Annotated in this window: 24 protein-coding genes and 1 tRNA gene; 2 read left to right on the top strand and 23 right to left on the bottom strand. The window is 47.5% G+C overall.

The features are described 5' to 3' along the window. Positions 1–250 precede the first annotated feature (250 nt). The 16 genes from MKY73_RS08515 to MKY73_RS08440 all read right to left on the bottom strand — a co-directional run bounded on the left by MKY73_RS08515 (position 251) and on the right by MKY73_RS08440 (position 9,252). Complete coding sequence (locus MKY73_RS08515; RefSeq protein ID WP_339306826.1) at positions 251–1,027, bottom strand: DNA replication protein; 777 nt, start codon at positions 1,025–1,027, stop codon at positions 251–253. A 17-nt stretch (positions 1,028–1,044) separates the two neighbouring features. After that, the gene (locus MKY73_RS08510) at positions 1,045–1,290 is read right to left on the bottom strand and encodes a DUF3850 domain-containing protein (protein WP_339306824.1); all 246 of its coding nucleotides are present in this window, start codon (positions 1,288–1,290) and stop codon (positions 1,045–1,047) included. Between the two features lie 182 nt (positions 1,291–1,472). Continuing rightward, positions 1,473–1,841 (bottom strand): hypothetical protein, encoded by a 369-nt coding sequence (locus tag MKY73_RS08505; protein WP_339306823.1) that lies wholly within the window; start codon positions 1,839–1,841, stop codon positions 1,473–1,475. A gap of 14 nt (positions 1,842–1,855) precedes the next feature. Beyond that, complete coding sequence (locus tag MKY73_RS08500) at positions 1,856–2,290, bottom strand: hypothetical protein (protein WP_339306821.1); 435 nt, start codon at positions 2,288–2,290, stop codon at positions 1,856–1,858. Positions 2,291–2,502: 212 nt separating this feature from the next. Further along, a complete protein-coding gene (locus MKY73_RS08495) occupies positions 2,503–2,976 on the bottom strand; it encodes a hypothetical protein (protein ID WP_339306820.1) in 474 nt (157 codons plus the stop codon). Next, positions 2,976–3,341 (bottom strand): hypothetical protein, encoded by a 366-nt coding sequence (locus MKY73_RS08490; protein ID WP_339306818.1) that lies wholly within the window; start codon positions 3,339–3,341, stop codon positions 2,976–2,978. The genes MKY73_RS08495 and MKY73_RS08490 overlap by 1 nt, the downstream gene beginning before the upstream one ends. 71 nt (positions 3,342–3,412) lie before the next feature. Then, a complete protein-coding gene (locus MKY73_RS08485) occupies positions 3,413–3,694 on the bottom strand; it encodes a hypothetical protein (protein ID WP_339306816.1) in 282 nt (93 codons plus the stop codon). Positions 3,695–3,698: 4 nt separating this feature from the next. After that, positions 3,699–4,097, bottom strand: coding sequence for a hypothetical protein (locus MKY73_RS08480; protein WP_339306814.1), 399 nt, complete (start codon positions 4,095–4,097; stop codon positions 3,699–3,701). A gap of 102 nt (positions 4,098–4,199) precedes the next feature. Then, positions 4,200–4,547 (bottom strand): hypothetical protein, encoded by a 348-nt coding sequence (locus MKY73_RS08475; protein WP_339306812.1) that lies wholly within the window; start codon positions 4,545–4,547, stop codon positions 4,200–4,202. 123 nt (positions 4,548–4,670) lie between these two features. Continuing rightward, a complete protein-coding gene (locus MKY73_RS08470; RefSeq protein WP_339306810.1) occupies positions 4,671–5,033 on the bottom strand; it encodes a hypothetical protein in 363 nt (120 codons plus the stop codon). Positions 5,034–5,055: 22 nt separating this feature from the next. Continuing rightward, complete coding sequence (locus MKY73_RS08465; protein WP_339306808.1) at positions 5,056–5,241, bottom strand: hypothetical protein; 186 nt, start codon at positions 5,239–5,241, stop codon at positions 5,056–5,058. Between the two features lie 287 nt (positions 5,242–5,528). Next, positions 5,529–6,041 carry a hypothetical protein gene (locus tag MKY73_RS08460; RefSeq protein WP_339306806.1) on the bottom strand — a complete coding sequence of 171 codons (513 nt, stop codon included), beginning with the start codon at positions 6,039–6,041 and terminating at the stop codon, positions 5,529–5,531. Next, positions 6,038–6,430, bottom strand: coding sequence for a DUF2726 domain-containing protein (locus MKY73_RS08455; RefSeq protein ID WP_339306804.1), 393 nt, complete (start codon positions 6,428–6,430; stop codon positions 6,038–6,040). Before MKY73_RS08455 ends, MKY73_RS08460 begins: the two co-directional genes overlap by 4 nt. Positions 6,431–7,173: 743 nt before the next feature. Further along, on the bottom strand, positions 7,174–8,070 hold the full coding sequence (locus tag MKY73_RS08450; protein WP_339306802.1) for a tyrosine-type recombinase/integrase: 897 nt from the start codon (positions 8,068–8,070) through the stop codon (positions 7,174–7,176). Between the two features lie 217 nt (positions 8,071–8,287). Then, positions 8,288–8,373, bottom strand: a tRNA-Leu gene (locus tag MKY73_RS08445). Positions 8,374–8,802: 429 nt separating this feature from the next. Continuing rightward, complete coding sequence (locus MKY73_RS08440; protein ID WP_339256380.1) at positions 8,803–9,252, bottom strand: hypothetical protein; 450 nt, start codon at positions 9,250–9,252, stop codon at positions 8,803–8,805. Between the two features lie 207 nt (positions 9,253–9,459). On the opposite strand from MKY73_RS08440, the gene MKY73_RS08435 reads away from it, so the two are divergent. After that, positions 9,460–9,684, top strand: a complete 225-nt coding sequence (locus tag MKY73_RS08435) for a hypothetical protein (protein WP_339256381.1) — start codon at positions 9,460–9,462, stop codon at positions 9,682–9,684. A 118-nt stretch (positions 9,685–9,802) separates the two neighbouring features. Here the strand turns inward: MKY73_RS08435 and MKY73_RS08430 are convergent, their stop codons facing one another. Both MKY73_RS08430 and MKY73_RS08425 read right to left on the bottom strand, forming a co-directional pair. Next, positions 9,803–10,285, bottom strand: a complete 483-nt coding sequence (locus MKY73_RS08430; protein WP_339306801.1) for a NucA/NucB deoxyribonuclease domain-containing protein — start codon at positions 10,283–10,285, stop codon at positions 9,803–9,805. Between the two features lie 109 nt (positions 10,286–10,394). Next, positions 10,395–11,543 carry an ATP-binding protein gene (locus MKY73_RS08425; protein WP_339306799.1) on the bottom strand — a complete coding sequence of 383 codons (1,149 nt, stop codon included), beginning with the start codon at positions 11,541–11,543 and terminating at the stop codon, positions 10,395–10,397. A 643-nt stretch (positions 11,544–12,186) separates the two neighbouring features. Here MKY73_RS08425 and MKY73_RS08420 point away from each other — a divergent pair. Then, positions 12,187–13,410, top strand: coding sequence for an MFS transporter (locus tag MKY73_RS08420; RefSeq protein ID WP_339306797.1), 1,224 nt, complete (start codon positions 12,187–12,189; stop codon positions 13,408–13,410). Between the two features lie 39 nt (positions 13,411–13,449). Here the strand turns inward: MKY73_RS08420 and MKY73_RS08415 are convergent, their stop codons facing one another. The 5 genes from MKY73_RS08415 to MKY73_RS08395 all read right to left on the bottom strand — a co-directional run bounded on the left by MKY73_RS08415 (position 13,450) and on the right by MKY73_RS08395 (position 16,901). Then, complete coding sequence (locus tag MKY73_RS08415; protein WP_339306796.1) at positions 13,450–13,779, bottom strand: DUF1904 family protein; 330 nt, start codon at positions 13,777–13,779, stop codon at positions 13,450–13,452. 159 nt (positions 13,780–13,938) lie between these two features. Further along, entirely contained in the window at positions 13,939–14,058 is a 120-nt protein-coding gene (locus MKY73_RS08410; RefSeq protein WP_339306794.1) for a YjcZ family sporulation protein, read from the bottom strand. 116 nt (positions 14,059–14,174) lie between these two features. Next, the gene (locus MKY73_RS08405) at positions 14,175–14,849 is read right to left on the bottom strand and encodes a hypothetical protein (protein WP_339306792.1); all 675 of its coding nucleotides are present in this window, start codon (positions 14,847–14,849) and stop codon (positions 14,175–14,177) included. Positions 14,850–15,019: 170 nt separating this feature from the next. Further along, positions 15,020–15,199 (bottom strand): hypothetical protein, encoded by a 180-nt coding sequence (locus tag MKY73_RS08400; protein WP_339306791.1) that lies wholly within the window; start codon positions 15,197–15,199, stop codon positions 15,020–15,022. 145 nt (positions 15,200–15,344) lie between these two features. Then, a complete protein-coding gene (locus MKY73_RS08395; RefSeq protein ID WP_339306790.1) occupies positions 15,345–16,901 on the bottom strand; it encodes a tetratricopeptide repeat protein in 1,557 nt (518 codons plus the stop codon). Positions 16,902–17,002: the final 101 nt, after the last annotated feature.

The following is a 17,002-nucleotide window of genomic DNA, read 5'->3' as shown; positions in this document are numbered from 1 at the left end:
CCTGTTGTACACTGTATGGACACATACCGTCAAACCCCAAATTAGGACAAATTTCCCCCTTGACAAGGTACATATCTTTCGACACAGATTCCAATTTACGTAATTAATTGGACAGATTTAGGTAAAAACTTGATTAAATTGTGATGTTAAACACTGTTGTCAAGTCGCATTTTGTCGAACTTAGTTTTGATGTTTGGGCCTGAGTTATGCACAGGCTCCGGAATGCTTCCGTTTACTGCCGTTTTCGTTTTCACGCTCTTTTTATTCCGCGGTGACTTTTTCCGACAAACTCGCGTTCGATACAGCGGTCACGTATGCGGTCTATCAATCGCGGCGTAGTCTCGCGTAACACCGTGCCGAGGTCTTTTAACGCGACGTTTGACGTATACACCGTTACCAGTTCGTTAGTTACGCGGTAGTTAATCACGCTATGCAAGTCGCTTCGGAATCCCTCCGTATCTTCGCGCACTCCGATGTCGTCAAGCACCGCAAACGGGGCGGATTTAGCGTGCTGCATTTGCGCGTAGTATTGGCGTGCTGCAGGCTCCGCAATGTCGTCCGGTACTTTGGGTCGGTTGAACTCCGTATAGAGCGTCTGCCACGCGTTTACATCGAGGAAATACGCCGGCCGATCCAACGCTTGCCTGTTGCGCTGGATTGATCCGATATAATGACGTACGATGTATTCGCCGATTAACGCAGCCGCCGTCGTAGTCTTGCCGGTGCCGGGCCCGTCGCTATGCAAGTACAGCGATTTGATCGGTTCCTCCGGTGACTCTTCGAATTGGCGCGTGAACGTCTTTACATACGCATCTAGTGCGCGGTATATCGACGCCTGGTCGTCGCGTGCTGGCGAATTGGCTAACGTTAAGCCGCGATATCCTGACGGTAGGTTTGCCGCGCCTACACGTCCTCCTGCGCCGTTTAAGCCGTGTGTTGCGATGTAAGATCCGCAGAGCTTCGTACATTGCACGTCGCCGGCTAGCGAACAGTGCTGCGCGAGTATGCAGTTTTTAGCGTTGGACAATTGCGTTCCTCCTTTCGTTAGTTCGGCGTAACGATACCGAATATCACGCATCCTTCCGGAACATACGCAGGTTCGTCGAGCACGTACGAAATTTGCCTTAACACGGATTGACCGCTGTACTCTCCTGTATCTGGATCATACTCTTGCAAATGTACGTAATCACCCTCCGCGTAAGGTCGGTCAAACTTGCGCACCTCAAACGTTTTTCGTCCAGAAACTACGGCGTCAAAATACGGTTGCACAAGTTTAAGATCGTGCGTCATTTTTCCACGCTCCCTTCCGTTCGGCCTCCGTCATTCCCGCGTTATTCAGCGACGCGTAGTGAGCGCCAACCCACGTTACTGCGAGCTGATCGGGAGTGTAGCGGTGGCCTGCGTTTGATATTACGGTGATGCCTTGCGCGCTGGATTGCGCGGCTTCGAGTAGAGTCATGCGCGTTCCTCCTTTACGATACCTGGTGGAAATCTACCGACTCCGAGTAGTAACCGTTAGATTCTCCGTACCAGCGGATTGTTACGTAGCCCTTTACCGTTGCGAATTTATAGAACGTCCAAGTTCCGTCCCCTTCGCATGATTCGAATTCGCCGGAATATCCGGACACCTCTTCCGCCATTAAAATAGGAACGCCGATTAAATCGTTAAGATCGCCGCAAATATCTTCGATGCGTACGTACTCACAACAATCTTGCTCGTGGTACATACGGAACCTATCTCCGTCTGTTGTGATAAACGCCATTTCGTCATCATGCGAATTCTCGATATTTAATAACGTCTTGCCTATCAACACCGATACATTTTCGCTATTCCATCCCATATCTCCGCGCCTCCTCAGAATAAATCGATAATCTCATCGTCAGTCAATACGTTGTTATCCGCATTATTACCGCAATACTCCGCCTGTTTATCCGCTCTCGCCTGTTCCGCCAGCACCTGCGGCATAATCCGCGTGAGCATAAACGCAACCATAAATCCCGCCGTTAATTGCGGATACTGCGCCGTCGGCTTATATTCGCGGAAGGCTCGCGTAATGGCTTCGCGCAGGGCGGCCGCTCCGTAATCGGTGAGTGCACGTTTGAGTACGCCCTGTTCAAATCCGTATCCGCGCATCGGAATGTAAACGGTGACTCCGTAATGGTCGCGGTTCAAGTCGGCGAACATCTGCTGTAGCGTAAGTACGTTCCAATGCTCGAGCGGAAGTTTGCGCCAGTCCTTGCGTTGGTCGGCGGTGATCTTCGGTTTAGGCGGCTTCTTAGCGCGTGGCATCTTCGCGTCCTCCTTTTACGTAGAATACTGTGCAAAACTTCCGGTATACGTATTTGTCTAGCGTTTTACGCGTCTCGCACGACTTACATACGATTTCATAACGGACTTCTGGCGAATCGCTAAGAATAAAACGGTCGACCATCCGCACGTCTACCAAGAACCACTCGTGATAGCAGATTGGTTTCGGCGGTTTAGGTGCGCGCTTCTTCCACTTAAAGCCCCACATCGGCGGACACCTCCGAATTAAGTTTCCGCACATGTTCACGCGCACCAAGGATAACGTAGTCCGTCCCGCTTGACAGCCGCGTTTGCTGAATCCTTCCGTCATCTAACGCGGATACCAGCGCCTTGAGCCAGCGGTGTGACTCCGATACATCTACGTACTCGGACGGTGACGCGTCTAGCGCAGCCTTCGCGATCCGTGCCATTTGAGAACGCGGCATCATCGCATGTTTACGGTCGTCAAATCGATATAGTACGGATCGTAGCCGCTCAACCTCCGCCTCCGCCGCGATCGCCCTGCGTATAGCGTGCGCCCACCCTTCGTCCGCCTCTTCGAAGTAATGGCGCGGGTCCTCGTCTGGGTAGCCCGCTTGGTATCCGCCGCCCTCATCGTAGTACACTCCGCGGACAGACTCACACAGCGCAAGATCCGCGTTCAAATCCCGTTTAGTTTCCGTTGTCATCACGCGTTCACTCCTTCGATTTTGACGCCGAGCATGTTAATTGCGTGCTTGATGCCATCAGCAAACGCGTAGTCTTGAACATACTCCTCATAGTGCCCTTCTCCGTCTCGATAGCGACTGTAGTCCTGCGCAAGATCACGCTGCTTGACCGCCCGCTTCTCTTCCTCCGACAGCTCACGCTCATACCCGTTAACCAGCGCGGCCAGCAACGTATCAAACGATATGGCGCGTAATTTTTCCCTACGCCCAGGATCGCCGTCGTATGCGTTGGTAATATCGCGATTGTTACAGTACGGAATTTTACGCATCTCCTCGATAATGTCCGCAACCTCTGCGGGAATTACCGGCCTGTTTACGTTACTCATTCGCGTCATCTCCTCCGTTTTGTTTCCGATAATATTCGATGATATCGTCGATTGTTTCGAATGTGGGTGCGTTATTCATTTCCGTTAATCCTCCGTTTAATATCGTTCCTTACGTCATCTACGGTAACTATTCCGCTCTTAATTAGATCAATCCGACTTGAATACGATTGGAATCCGCAGAGGTGCCGCGTTTCTTCCGCTTCGATTGCGCGGATAATTTCGATGTCGGTATCGCTGAATCCGAGGCTACGGAAATAATCGGATTCCTCGCGTTCGATTCTCGCGATGAGATCTTCCGCGCGCTTAATCTCTTCCGGCGTCGGTGCGAATGCTTTGCGGAAATCTGCGAGCATGGCGTCACTCCTCCGTTGATAATTTCGCGATGATGGCCGCGAGTCCGATCGCTTCTGGCGCTTCTTTAATACTTACGTGGTAATTAACGTCATCCTTGTGTATACATACGTGAGTCCAACCTTCCGGAACCTCACCGCTTCTTACGTTGCTTGACCGACTGCTTGTCGTGTTAATTAGTGGCTCGCACCCTTCCGCAAGTAGCGACTTCCAAACGATCCACGCGTCGCTCATGTCCGTCGTATAGCTCGGATATTGATCAATGCCTGTCAATCCGGCCTCGTACGCAAAGTCAGCGGTATCGACGTCAGCACCCGTCCATCCGAATAATACGTGCGCAATCCAAGCGTCCCTCTCACGCGCTGACATTCCGTCCCACTTTGCGATGATTTCTTCTCGTTTCATAAAGCGATCCCTCCCGTAATTTAACCGTGTTATTAACGCTTCTCCTCCGTACCCTACCGGATACCCTCCGCCTACCTCTACGCGCCTATTTAGACGTAAAGATCACGTCTTTACAACGCTAAACTCAGGCGATAAGCCAGCGTTAACAGCGGCGATAATCTCCGCCGTCGTTTCCCGGAATGCTGCGCCAAGTTCCGCCAGGTTTGCGACATCGTGTTCCGTAGCTTCGCGCATCCTTACGTGTTCAATAAACGAGGTCAGGCCGGCGGACGTTAGCGGATAATATGCGATCTCATCCCACCGTTCGCGGAGTTCGGGTGGCGCCGATCCTTCAACCGCTTTGTAACCGGGCGCCTTCGTAGGGTCGACGATCTTGCGCTGCAATACGATAAAGTTGCGGTCGTCCGTTTTGAGTGCGTAATTTTGCGTGATTTTAACGTTGTTTAACATGCGGAAACACCTCCGGTGTATTTGTGACGAGTGACGCGTAATCGACGTAAATCCACGCGATTATTACGGTAATAGCAAGGGCGTAGACGATGAGGATTGCGACGAGTAAACGGTTAGGGCGTATCATAAGCGTCCGTCCCACGCTTGGAATGCGTCGATGGCGGCGGACTTGCGTTGTGCTTGCGCGCTACTCTCTAACGCGGCAACTCTGTGATCGTGAAGCTCTGTGCGGTAGTCTTCGTATACTTGACGTGCGATTGCGATATAGTCCGGATTGCTCTCGTTGTAAACTGATCCGCGCTCGTCTACATAGCGGGTGCTGTACAATCTTCGATATCCGAATCGCTTACGCGGAATATACAGACGACAGACTACCGATGAAAATCCGATGTATCCGATATAATCTTCGTCCTCTTTTATCGTAACGCGAAGCCCCGTGCCGTCTTCGGCAATGACGGGAAATTTCGTGAGTTTGCGGTTTGACATTTATAACGCCTCCTTTAGCGGATTAATTTTCGTTGAACTTTAATACGTATTTCCGTCCAGTCGGTGAAGTTACGAAGAATGCGCGATCCCAGGACGTCCGGTGATACTTGCCGTCAAATTCGTTAACTACGTAGCCGTCTTCGCGCAGGCATTCCGAGATTAATTCGGCCATTAGCGTATCGTCGAACCGTTTGGCTTCGTTGCTCATAGCGCGATTCCTCCGTTTCTTTTATAAGTGCGTATATGCTCGCGATTCACTTCGTTCATACTCGCCGTCGCCTTTGGCTCCGTATCATTTACCGCGCGGATAAATATGTTCTAATGTAATTCGTCCCGCGCAGTTTAGTTTGCGATAGCAAAATCAACTAAGCGGTAATGTTTTGTTTCTCTTTTACATCTTTCTCTTTTAAAACCTTTCTATCTTTACAGTCGGCCTCAGGCATACTACCGGTAGTCGGCCCTGGGCATATCTCCCGTAGTCGGCCCTAGACCTACTTACTCCCCTCCTCCTCTTTTTCTTCGCGCCGCATAGACGCTGATATCCGGTATCACTTCCGCCCCATCCTCGTCGACTACGTAACCATTATCGGAGACACGCGGACAGTATGACGGGAAGTACCACTTGAATTTGCGCGTACTCTCCCACCGCGTCGCCGTCCGTATAATCCCGTTAGCTTCGAGAATATCCGCGAGAAACTTGATACGGTTACGCTCGATCCGTAACGTCCCCGTCAACGTATCGTATGAGATGAAACACGCCCCGAACCGATCGTTTACCGTTCCATCTGCGCGGAGATAGTTTCCGTCGATGTACGATTGCAGCGTAAAGTAGAACGAATAGATATCGCGTATTTCCGGTTTTCGTTGGCGGGAACCTGCGTAGGCCACGTCGTAAACCTCACGTATAATGCGCGGGAATACCTTGCGTACCAGCTCGCGGTTATACACTTCGAATCCACCAGGTGCGTCGAGTAGCGATTGCTTATCGTTGGGTAGCGGCGCGTTCATGCTGCGTCCTCCTTTTGCGTATTATCGTTGTTATCCGTATTACTGCGTTTGCCTGTTACGCCTAATGCGGATAGTTCACGGTCGAGAATCGCTTCGATTTCGTCGAACTGCGTGTGTTTTATTCGGATTAGCGGAATGCCGTTAACGCGGCAGTATTCCGTTTTTATTGCGTCGTTGCGTTGAACTCTGCGGAATTGACGTTCCGCCCACTTTGCGCCGCGTCCTGCGAAGTCTACCGGACGTGAATGCTGCTCCCCGTCGTATTCAATAATGATCACTTGATCCGTGAGCGTTACCGCGAAGTCGAATCGGAGGGGGCGCTTATTGCGACAATCGTCAAATGTCTGCTCGCGGGTGAATGTGTACTCGCATCTGTCTAGGTAATTCACAACTCTTGCCTCCCCTTTGCTAGCCGCACATGCGGGGCACCTCGTTCCTCCTGAAAGGAAGTTACTGGGTATAATTGACCACGAATAACCGCAGGAATTGTGTCGCATTAGTATATGGGAGCTACTATATGTGTACTCACTTAATACTGTATACCTATCCCCCACAATCCCCTCTACCTCTCTAACAAACGCAGCGTGCGTTTTTCTATACCCTGACGAAGCACACATGGGGCATGAGGCTCCAAAACGGATTATAGTGTGCGGCAAAACTAACCATTCATGTCCACATACATTGTGCCGCACCTTCACAGGGATATGAGTGGTTAGGTAGTCGCCAATAATCGAATACTTCCCACCCGTAGTCTTGCCTATATGCGCATTGAATGTTTGGGTCGTCCACCGTGTACGTTTCCGTCGTTTCCCACTAGGGTTACCGCGTTTCCTTAGTGACGACCCAACCTTCCGAGAGCATAAAAGGCACCAAGATAACCTCCCGCCTTTACCGCGTCTATTTATCGCAAATTCCCCCAACGCCTTAATCTCGCCGCATTTCGTACACTCCTTCGCGTCAACCTCTACGCCGTCTACTGTTAGCTTAACGATCTCAACGCGTTTCCCTCTCGCCACGTCTCCGTCTCCTCTCCGATTTGCTTTATACTATATCAATGCCGACCGGACATCATCTCGGGCATCTTACGCAAAAAAAAAATAACGCACATCTCCGAAGAGACGTGCGTCAGTGTTTATCGTTTTATTTTAGTATTGCGTTTCGCTTTAGGCTTCGATAGCAACCGGTCGATCGGACTAGCCTTCGCGTGCTCCGCTTTTAAATCGTTGTTTACAAGGGCCACGTATCTGCGCGTCATCTCCATAGAAGAGTGGCCGAGTGATTGCTGTACCGCAAATGAGTTAGCGCCATTACGTAAGAACTCCAGAGCGAAAACATGCCGCAAGTCATACGGACGAATATGTACGCCGATTTTCTTACAATATATCTCCATACGATCTCCCCAGGTGTGCCGGTTGAGCGGTCGCCCCTCGTACGAACAGAATATCGGAACTTCTGGACCCCACTCGTCATCCCGTACGCCGAGCAACTTCCGCATGGACTTCGTAGTCATATCCGATAAAGGAAGCGTCCGCGCATTTCTATTCTTCGCAAACTGTGCCGGTATGTGCACTTCCTTCAATGATAACTTAAAATCCTGCGGTACCAAGCTCAGCGCCTCCGACGGCCGAATGCCTGTATCCAACGTCAGAACGATCAATGTATAGTCGCGGAGGCCGACGAACGTACGCTGATCCGGCGCAGCTAGTAACGCCTGCAGAACCTCCGTCTCTACTGCCACAGCCCGATTCCCCGTTTTCCGTTTCTTCATATTCTCAAGCGGATTGATCGATAAATAACCCTCCGCCACGCTGTACTTTAGGAATGCGCGGATATAAACCAGACGGTTGTTGAACGTAGCCGGCGCCATCTCTGCGGAGAAATGTTCGAGGCACGCCTTTTTTAACGCAGCCTCCGTCTTCCATGCGTTAGGAAAACGCTTAAATAGCAACTCAACCGCGTTAGTATAATCCGTTAATGTCTGCGGTCCCACTCCGTCATCCAACCGCTTATGCGCTAGAAACTCCGTCAATACTTCCGACCAACCCGGCCGCTTGCTTCCGTAACTCTTTTTAATTTCGCGTAATCGCGCCAATGCAAAAAGCACCCCTTCCGAATGTAAATGGTGGGATGCTCCGATGTGTTTGCGCGAATCCTGTGTACCTGCGAATTGCTTCGCTTCAAGTACGCAGGACCCATCGCATTTTGACGCTCATTTAACGCTGTGTTAGCGGGCAAAAACGCTGTGATGCCGAGGACCGGGATCGAACCGGTACGGTAGTCACCTACCGCAGGATTTTAAGTCCTGTGCGTCTGCCAATTCCGCCACCCCGGCAGGATTATGTATTTCTTGGCGACAAGAAATATCTTACCATGAACTAATTAACTTTGCAACACCTTTATATAAAATAATCCAACTATATAAGTTTAACTAATGATTTACACGATAACGGAGAGGACAGAAAAAACTTGAAAAAGCGAAGCGTTCGCCTTTATCACCGGATTTTCCCTTGAGAAAAGGGAATCGAAAAAATCTGGGGATAACAGCAATTAGAAGGTAATTCTGTCATCGTAGTCTCAGTGTAAATAATCTTTAGTTCAACTTATAAAAAATGAAACAGGCACTGCAAGCGATCAGCTCACAGTGCCTAGAAAGTCCGAGTTGCGGTCCCGGACTTCCGGTAAACCAATCTATATTAAGGGAGGTGTGAGATAAGAATACCTCCCCAACATTAAAGAAACCTAAAATCAGCCTTAAATTAAACTAAAAAAGTAAAATAGGTCGAACACGAGCCGCCTCTTCCTCACTGCACTCCACGATAACCAAGATATGGTCCTTTAACAGCCAATCTTCATAATACCGTGCGTCTTCTTCCGAGATCCCCGCTTCAGTCAGTGTAAGCACCAAATCATCGGTTTCACTCCCAATCTCATTGCCGGCGAGTCTGCGTACTGCTTTTCCAATCGACATCGTCTGATCCATCCGTTTCCCCAGACCAGCCAATATACCTTTTAGCGCGCCAAAGGCACCATCCGTTCCTGCACCCTTCAAAGGCTTAGGCAGACCCGTCTTCTCGCTCACTAGCTCCAGATTAAGCTGTTCTTTCGCCACCGCTCCCAAATATTTATCCTTAATCCCTTCCTCTTTAGCTTTATTCAGCATGATTATAGCCTCGTTCTCGGTACGGGCCAGCCCAATAATCAATTGTGTCATTCCGTTCCCCTCCTTTTACCCTAATATAACCCCGTAATCCCCATTCAAAAACGGCTAATCCACAGCTAAGACAAATCACCTAGGAGATTGTTGATTTCTCTTCTGGAAATCTATACCTAGTTCTGATAGACTAGATAAAGAAGACAAATTAACCATTGAAAACATTGACATATGGATTTATCATCACATAATCAGGAGCAATGACTTATGAAAAAAGAGGTAGAAATTGCCATCCGGCGCAAGCAACAGATCATGGTTCGTAATACAAGCGGTCAGACGGTAACCGGATATCCCGAGCGTACCGCTGATACATCGATTCTCTCCTTACGTACGGTTCACGGAAGTCTGTGGATACCGTTTGATGAGGTTGAACATGTTACGCGTCTGTTAAGCATCCGTTCTCATCATTTAAGTGGTATGCAACTCGTTTAGTCAGCTCTGTAATCATAGAAATCAGTTCTCGTATATTTACGTTAACAACATTTATTTATGCCAGCACTTCATACCAAAGAAAAACCAGACGATTGAACGTCTGGTTTTTCTCTTCTACTTACTTCACTACAAACTTCACTCGTGTTCCATCCGGATATGTACTTAACTGATTCCCTACCCATGAACCTGCACCGCGATTATCCTTTGGGGTAATGTATTGGATATCTGCACCTGATCCTCCCTCAGCGCACATCGCCATGGGCCACTCGTCACGATCCTTACCTTTTTTGACCGGAACACCCTTTAGTGATAGATCCCGATTGCTTTCAGCTCCGTTACGATCAATGGTGCATACATCCGAATGCCCTGCCTTGATCGCAGCTTTAATATGATTGGCTGTTTCGGGATAACGCTCTGAAGGGAACGTAATGGTATGGTCTACACTCTTATTAGTCCCTCCGAATGGATTAGGAATCTCCTCCGGCCATTCTCCCCCAGCCCAGGCATAGAGGGCTACGAGCAGCATGGCTACCAGTGTCAGTACCTGCTTTTTGAAACCTTGCTTACCTTTGCGTGTTCGTCTTGTGCGTCTCTTACTCATGCTGTGTCTCCCCCATTCAACACTTACATTATAACAGAACGCCCGTTCGTAAAACAATTCAATACAATAAAAAAACAGCCGAGATCACCCGGCTGTCCTGCTCGTTTGGTTATCCTACATTGGGAATGGCCTGTTGGCGCAGCAAGGGTAGCGTCACCTCAAACTGTGTACCTTTCCCCTCGGTACTCTCCACCGAGATCTGACCATTCATCAGTTCCAGCAGTTCTTTGCAGATGGTCAGACCAAGCCCGCTTCCGCCAAATCGGCGCGCATGGGAGATATCGGTCTGGGTAAATGCATCAAACAATTGTTCGATCTGATGCTGAGGTATGCCAATTCCCGTATCACGCACAGAGAATACCAATATCACGGTATCCATCATTTGTTGCCTCACATCCACCTGTAACTGTACTTCACCCTGTTCTGTGAACTTGATGGCATTACTCAGCAAGTTATCCAGAACCTGCCGAAGTCTTAGCGGATCCCCCATCAGTACATCAGGAACATTCAGATCAGCATGACAGAGCAAACGTATTTTTTTATTCTGCGCCGCAGGTTCATGTGTCTTCACAATCTGTTGGATCAGCTTCAACGGCTGGAATTCAATGTTTTCGACATCCATTTTACCTCTGCCCAGCTTCGCCATATCCAGGCTATTGTTAACGATGTTAAGCAGCGCTTCACTCGATTGACGGGCAAGCTCCAGATATTCTCTCTGCTCATCCGTAACTTCACCCATACTGGCAAGTTCGATCATGCCCATAATACCGTTAAGCGGGGTACGAAGCTCGTGATTGAGCTTGCCGATGAACTCCAATTGCCCTCTGCTATTCATCTCAGCCATCGACGTTGCGAATTTCAACTGCTGTTCGGCATACTTCCGTTCAGAAATATCGTATTGAATCCCCACAAAATATAGACACTCACCGGATTCATTAAAGATCGGATTAATATTCAGTTCGTTCCAGAACTTCTGACCACTTTTCGTATAATTTAAGATATCAATCTTAATGGACTGTTGTTCTTTTAATGCCTCACGAATCTGCATTACCGTTTCAGGGTCTGTATCCTGCCCTTGCAAGAATCGGCAATTCTGTCCGACAGACTCTTCATACGTGTATCCTGTCAGCCGGGTAAAGTGTTCGTTTACATACATGAGCGGAAACTCAGGCAAGGTTGCATCGACCACGGTCACGGAGGATTTCACTTTCGAGATGATAAATTCCCATTGTAATGAGAGTTGATTATTTTGGCTCATGCCTTCCTCCTTCATCTCACACACGTTAATGTTTATATAGTCTACATTCGAACATTATATGGAGATACAATTCACCAGATGGTATGTGTTGATATAAAAACAATATATTTTAATTGTAACACAGTTATTCAAGTCATGTGGTTGTTGGGTAATAGTTCATAACTAACATTCGACAATAACCTAACTATCATCAGGAGGAACAGGCATGAAATTTCTGTTAATCATCATCATTATTATTTTGATCGTAGTCTTTTTTACCAGACGTAAACGTTAAGATGAGATTGTTATGTAAGTAAGAAAGGAAGATGGGTATGAGAACCCTCTTTTTTATATTCATGGTACTCTGTATCATCAATTTCTGTTTCCCAAAATTCGGCTGGTATCTGCGCTATGGCTGGATTTTCCGCGGTGAGGCCGAACCCAGCAGGCCTTATATGACGATGGTGAGAACGACCAGCCTGCTGATGTTACTTATCGCCTTCACACTCACCATGGCATGAACGTTAACCATTGAAGATGACTGCCCTGTTGGGCAGTTTCTTTTTTTGTGCTGAAATGACGGGAAAATGATAACTTTGTTTGTGGTGCAATGATGACAATGCCCGTAATATAGATATATCGTTTCGGAAAGGACATCACTGGCATGAACATCGCATTTTATCCATATTGGGCCGCCAAAACGCTGCTCTCGCTTATTAATGTCATATATATCATGGTCATTACTACGTTGATTTACAGTCACACTGGATCGGTACTCTATGCTGCAATGTTTCCACTAATTCAGATCATTACACATATAACAGCAGGTTTCACTTTGCCATTACTTGTGAACCATTTCCCATTCTCCAAACTATTGATCCGCATTTCCATAGCCAAAACATTCATCATGACCTGTGTAGCCATTTCATTGAGCCACTTAATTTCACAGCTGCCGCTTCTATTGATCGGCACGGCCGTACTATCCTTTTTGAATGGATGGGAATCTCTGTTACTAAATGCTTTGACACCACAATTGGTTCAGGGGGAAGATCTTGCAAAAGCCAATAGCCTCCTCACTTTCTCCAACCAGACTGTAACCATTGTCGGGTACGCCATGACGGGATTCGCCGTGATGAACTGGGGGGCGTCACAGACTTTCTGGGCAGCTACAAGCCTGTCCTGGGCCGTTCTAATTTTCCTAATTACCCTTGGCTCGCTCACAGGCGGTATAGAACAATCCCAGGAATCTGATGTACCGCGTCACGAATGGAGGGAAGGCTGGAGTATGCTCCGGAAGAATCCAACATTACGACTGATCACGCTTATGGATATTGCCCAGGCACTCGCGAGTTCGATCTGGATTGGAGCTATAACGCTGGCCTTTGCAAAAGAAGTTCTGGCACGAGGAGAAGGCTGGTGGGGACTTATGAACTCGAGCTACGCTGCTGGAACCATGCTTGGAGGTATGCTGGCTCTTGCACTGGCCAAACGGATTCGGAAGCATCTAATCGCTAGCATGACCATGGGTTCTCTTCTCTTCAGCCTGCTGACTATCGTTTATGGTATAAACAACCTGCCATGGCTCGCTCTGGTGTTATGCATTATCATGGGTCCAGTTCATCAGATTCGTAATCTGGCTCAGCAGACAGCGCTTCAGAACAGTGTACCTGCCCTATCTCTAACCAAGGTATACGCCACACATGGCGTCCTGATCTCCACGGTTACGAGTGTGTCCATAGTCATCTTTGGTCTAGCCGCTGATCAACTGGGCGTTCAATGGGTGTACCTCATTGGTGGAGTCTTATTTCTCGCGTCTGCAATATGCTCATTATTACTCAGCACGGTTCACAGGAGCCAGCCCATTGCTAAACATACGAAAAATATGTAAATCAAAAAGACGAGCAACCTCTGCTCGTCCCATACAATCTCAATCCAATCGATAATCTGTCAGCGGCTTGCCTTGTTTATAGTACAAGGTGGGTGACAATATGTTGAAGAAAATATGTACATCCGGCATGTACGCTTCTTCCAGAATAACCTGCAACGACGATGCAATCCGGTTATGAACCTCCTGATCACGTTGAAACATCAAAATCTCTATAGAAGCCGGAGAAGGTGTTAGCGCTTGTACATCATGACGCTCTGCCTTCATTCTCTCCCGTGGAATATGAGTAATAAGGGCCATCTGCTCTGTAATTTGCGGTACAACTTCCTCTAGTTGAGGACCTGTAAATCCTTTAAAGCGAATAAACGGCATTGCTATCCCTTCTATCTCTGTTAATAGTCTCTTATGTGATTTTAAGCACATTGTTTTCAGTTGTCAAATGTCATGGATGACATATGTTGTTTCTTATTTATAGGAAAAGCCCCGCTGAAGTCTCAGCGGGGCCACTGTTTGCACGTTACTATACGTGACTTACAGCCAGAAAGATTTTGTGATGATTACGAGCAGGATGAAAAGCACGAGAATCGCACTTGTGGAAGTCCATCCGCCGAACCCACCAACATGACCATAACCGTATCCAACTTGACTCATTTGATTGGCCTCCTTTGAATTTCAAGGTATGCCATAACATATGCGTATTCTGTGCAAGTGACCGGGCGAATCGGCAAGTTCAACAGCCCATTCATCTTGGATTCATGCCCGTTATTTTAACTGAATGGGGCGATGGAGATTTTCAATTGTTTTTCTTCTGATTCCTTAGATGAAGGCTCCGTAATTCCTCTGTCTAGAAGGATTGTACGAGTACGTGTATCACTTCGGGATGCCAGAACAACCTCGCCATCAGGTGTTATACAATAGGAAATTGGAATGGAGATCTCGCTGTCGCGGTAGGAACCATCCGCATGGCTTGTCCCCATGACAAGACAATGCTGCTGCATGGCGATCTTACTCGCCTCTTCAACCCACTCACTGTACTGCTCTTCACTGAACATCCCCACACCAATGGAATGCATCACAATATCCACATTTCCTATACTCTCATTGCAAAATCCTTGCAGGACAAGCTCATCACACAACAACGTGCTTATTTTCCACCCCTGTTCCACGATCGTCTCAGCAGGTGTATATTTAGCTTTCTCCAATACAATCTCTCCAGCTTTACTGATGATGATCGATCGGTCCTTCGGACGTTCTTGCAACCTGCGATGACCTGATACAATCATGGTTCCGTATTCAGCCGCCAAGCGGCAAGCGTCTTCGACATTCTGGTTTAGATAACCTTCAGGATAGAATATTATATCCGCATCTGGGTGTTGCTTAAGTTCGGCTTCAAGCTGCAGCAGATGTTGTTCCAGCCTGGGTTGTCCAATGATAATCTTCATTCGGTATCCCCCGTTCAATAATAAAAACCGGTTCATACCTGAATAAGGTACGAAACCGGCTTAAAGGTTGTACGAGCAGTATTCATGCGCATCGTATTTGCTTCAAGAGTAATTGGTTCTCATGTTATTGTTCGATAAATCAATTACCTTTACAGTTCAAGGGTATGTAGTTAGGCATTTCTACGTTCAATATTATCATAGATAACCTGTCCGTCATAGCTTCGATCTGTAGCGATATCCTTAGCCAACAAGGCACTGTCTGCGACACTGTTAGCATTTCCAGATAAAACACTTAGTGCCCCCAGCACCCAAGCAAGTGGATATAATGCAACGGATAAGGCTTTTTTCATGTCTTTGTCTCCTTTATGTACTATAGAAATGTTTGGTTGAATATCCCAGTAATACGCTGAAGTTCAATTAAAGGTTTCAATTCTATATCATCATTACCAATTACATCCTACATACATATAGGAGACAAGACTACAATTTTTTACCTCAGATCAACTCAAAACTCTGGAGCAACGCTGCCGCCTCTTCATGTTCCGGTTCCAGAGCGAGCACTTGATGGGTATAGGAAAGTGTTTCTTCTTCCAGTTCAAGTTCATAACAGCACACGGCCAAGTCGTACAAGACGGCTGGATTATGGTTACTTGGGTCTGCAACCAATGATATCTCCAGAAACCGTTTCGCATCCTCATACATATACATTTCATATAATAGCTGCCCTGCCAGAAATGCAAGCCCCCCTTGCTGTTCCATCACATAATAGGACGACCACATCGTATGAATACCAGACTGAATATCGAGCATTTCCTCATCACTTGCATCAGGAAGAAGACTGGAGATATGCGTCGCACTATGGATTAAGAACTCAGCGTCATATCCACCCAGACGCCAGAACGGCAATATATGCTTCAACTCCATAGTCTCTATTTGAGAGTCTACCCATTGTTTCATGCTAAAAAAGTCATCCGGTCCGAAACGTTCCACAAATCGATGATAGGCCAGACGTGTGTTCACGAAACTGATTGGTTCATCCACCATCAACATGCACCCGACATTCAGATCTTTATAATGATGTGTTGTGAATCGAGTATGTGCTCCCTGTTGTTCCAAAACATATTGAATCGCATGGTAGTTGGCTGTCAAAGAAAAACTTCCATGAAGAACGAATTCAGGTGGTTCTGCGAACTTCCAGTTATCCAGACGATGATCCCCTTTATCAGCAGTAATCAACACATAACCTGACTGCGACAGCTTGTTTAACCGTTTAAGACAGGACAAGCCAATTGCGGGAAAAAGGATGTGTGAGTCCTCCAGCTCCTCTTTGTACAATGTGATAAGGCTCTTGTATGGATAGTTATCTGCACTGTATTCAGGCGCCCGGCGATACTCATAACTGAGTGTCATGTTCTTCAACATCTCAGCGGGATCCAGATCATGACGACGATCAGGAGACTGAACGAGCAGATCACACTCATATATCTCGCCAGACCCAATATAGATTAGTTCCTGCGGAATGCTGTCAAAAAAGTAATTGGCAATCAGCAACAACGGTTGTTTCAGATCACCGGGCCGTATAACCGTGCCTGCGACGACCAGATTTAATTCTGTATCCTTTACAGCGTCAAAACGTGCAAAATCCACTATGCCTTGTTGAATAAAGGATTGCATGGATGGATGCTCTTGCCAACCGAGCACATTCTCCGCTACAAGATCGGTCATTACATATCTGAAAGGTGGTAACTGTATTCCCGCAAATTGTTTGAGTTCCAGCAGCTTCAGGAGAATTTGATGCGCCAAACGCCCGACTCCTGCCCCAAGTTCCAGAATGGTGACGGTCTCGGTGATCTGTCCCTTGTTCGCGAGATCCTGAAGAAATCCAAAAATCATCTCTGCATACGCCGTGGCAATCATCGGATTACTGGTAATATATTGTGGGACTTGATTCTCTGTCCAAGCTTGCAAGCCCTTCTGTTCATAATAGGCTCTCTGCCAATCCCAGACCGGAGCTTCACTGTAACGAAAACGTTGACTTTCATTTGACGTCATTAAAATGGAAACCTGCTTTCTATCACTAATTTCATAAGATTCTCGGATGTTCTAGACACTACTTTATTTCCAATGCCAATCAATCTCTGTACAAGCATTAT

Source organism: Paenibacillus sp. FSL R5-0519 (assembly GCF_037974275.1).
GTDB lineage: Bacteria > Bacillota > Bacilli > Paenibacillales > Paenibacillaceae > Paenibacillus.
The sequence above is the reverse complement of the archived record's forward strand: the minus strand, read 5'-3'. Positions and strand labels throughout refer to the sequence as shown.

Coding starts and splice junctions, on each gene's coding strand:
- MKY73_RS08510 (WP_339306824.1), bottom strand. CDS start 1,290: ATGACGCACGATCTTAAACTTGTGCAACCGTATTTTGACGCCGTAGTT.
- MKY73_RS08505 (WP_339306823.1), bottom strand. CDS start 1,841: ATGGGATGGAATAGCGAAAATGTATCGGTGTTGATAGGCAAGACGTTA.
- MKY73_RS08500 (WP_339306821.1), bottom strand. CDS start 2,290: ATGCCACGCGCTAAGAAGCCGCCTAAACCGAAGATCACCGCCGACCAA.
- MKY73_RS08495 (WP_339306820.1), bottom strand. CDS start 2,976: ATGACAACGGAAACTAAACGGGATTTGAACGCGGATCTTGCGCTGTGT.
- MKY73_RS08490 (WP_339306818.1), bottom strand. CDS start 3,341: ATGAGTAACGTAAACAGGCCGGTAATTCCCGCAGAGGTTGCGGACATT.
- MKY73_RS08485 (WP_339306816.1), bottom strand. CDS start 3,694: ATGCTCGCAGATTTCCGCAAAGCATTCGCACCGACGCCGGAAGAGATT.
- MKY73_RS08480 (WP_339306814.1), bottom strand. CDS start 4,097: ATGAAACGAGAAGAAATCATCGCAAAGTGGGACGGAATGTCAGCGCGT.
- MKY73_RS08475 (WP_339306812.1), bottom strand. CDS start 4,547: ATGTTAAACAACGTTAAAATCACGCAAAATTACGCACTCAAAACGGAC.
- MKY73_RS08470 (WP_339306810.1), bottom strand. CDS start 5,033: ATGTCAAACCGCAAACTCACGAAATTTCCCGTCATTGCCGAAGACGGC.
- MKY73_RS08465 (WP_339306808.1), bottom strand. CDS start 5,241: ATGAGCAACGAAGCCAAACGGTTCGACGATACGCTAATGGCCGAATTA.
- MKY73_RS08460 (WP_339306806.1), bottom strand. CDS start 6,041: ATGAACGCGCCGCTACCCAACGATAAGCAATCGCTACTCGACGCACCT.
- MKY73_RS08440 (WP_339256380.1), bottom strand. CDS start 9,252: ATGACACAATTGATTATTGGGCTGGCCCGTACCGAGAACGAGGCTATA.
- MKY73_RS08435 (WP_339256381.1), top strand. CDS start 9,460: ATGAAAAAAGAGGTAGAAATTGCCATCCGGCGCAAGCAACAGATCATG.
- MKY73_RS08430 (WP_339306801.1), bottom strand. CDS start 10,285: ATGAGTAAGAGACGCACAAGACGAACACGCAAAGGTAAGCAAGGTTTC.
- MKY73_RS08425 (WP_339306799.1), bottom strand. CDS start 11,543: ATGAGCCAAAATAATCAACTCTCATTACAATGGGAATTTATCATCTCG.
- MKY73_RS08420 (WP_339306797.1), top strand. CDS start 12,187: ATGAACATCGCATTTTATCCATATTGGGCCGCCAAAACGCTGCTCTCG.
- MKY73_RS08415 (WP_339306796.1), bottom strand. CDS start 13,779: ATGCCGTTTATTCGCTTTAAAGGATTTACAGGTCCTCAACTAGAGGAA.
- MKY73_RS08410 (WP_339306794.1), bottom strand. CDS start 14,058: ATGAGTCAAGTTGGATACGGTTATGGTCATGTTGGTGGGTTCGGCGGA.
- MKY73_RS08405 (WP_339306792.1), bottom strand. CDS start 14,849: ATGAAGATTATCATTGGACAACCCAGGCTGGAACAACATCTGCTGCAG.
- MKY73_RS08400 (WP_339306791.1), bottom strand. CDS start 15,199: ATGAAAAAAGCCTTATCCGTTGCATTATATCCACTTGCTTGGGTGCTG.
- MKY73_RS08395 (WP_339306790.1), bottom strand. CDS start 16,901: ATGACGTCAAATGAAAGTCAACGTTTTCGTTACAGTGAAGCTCCGGTC.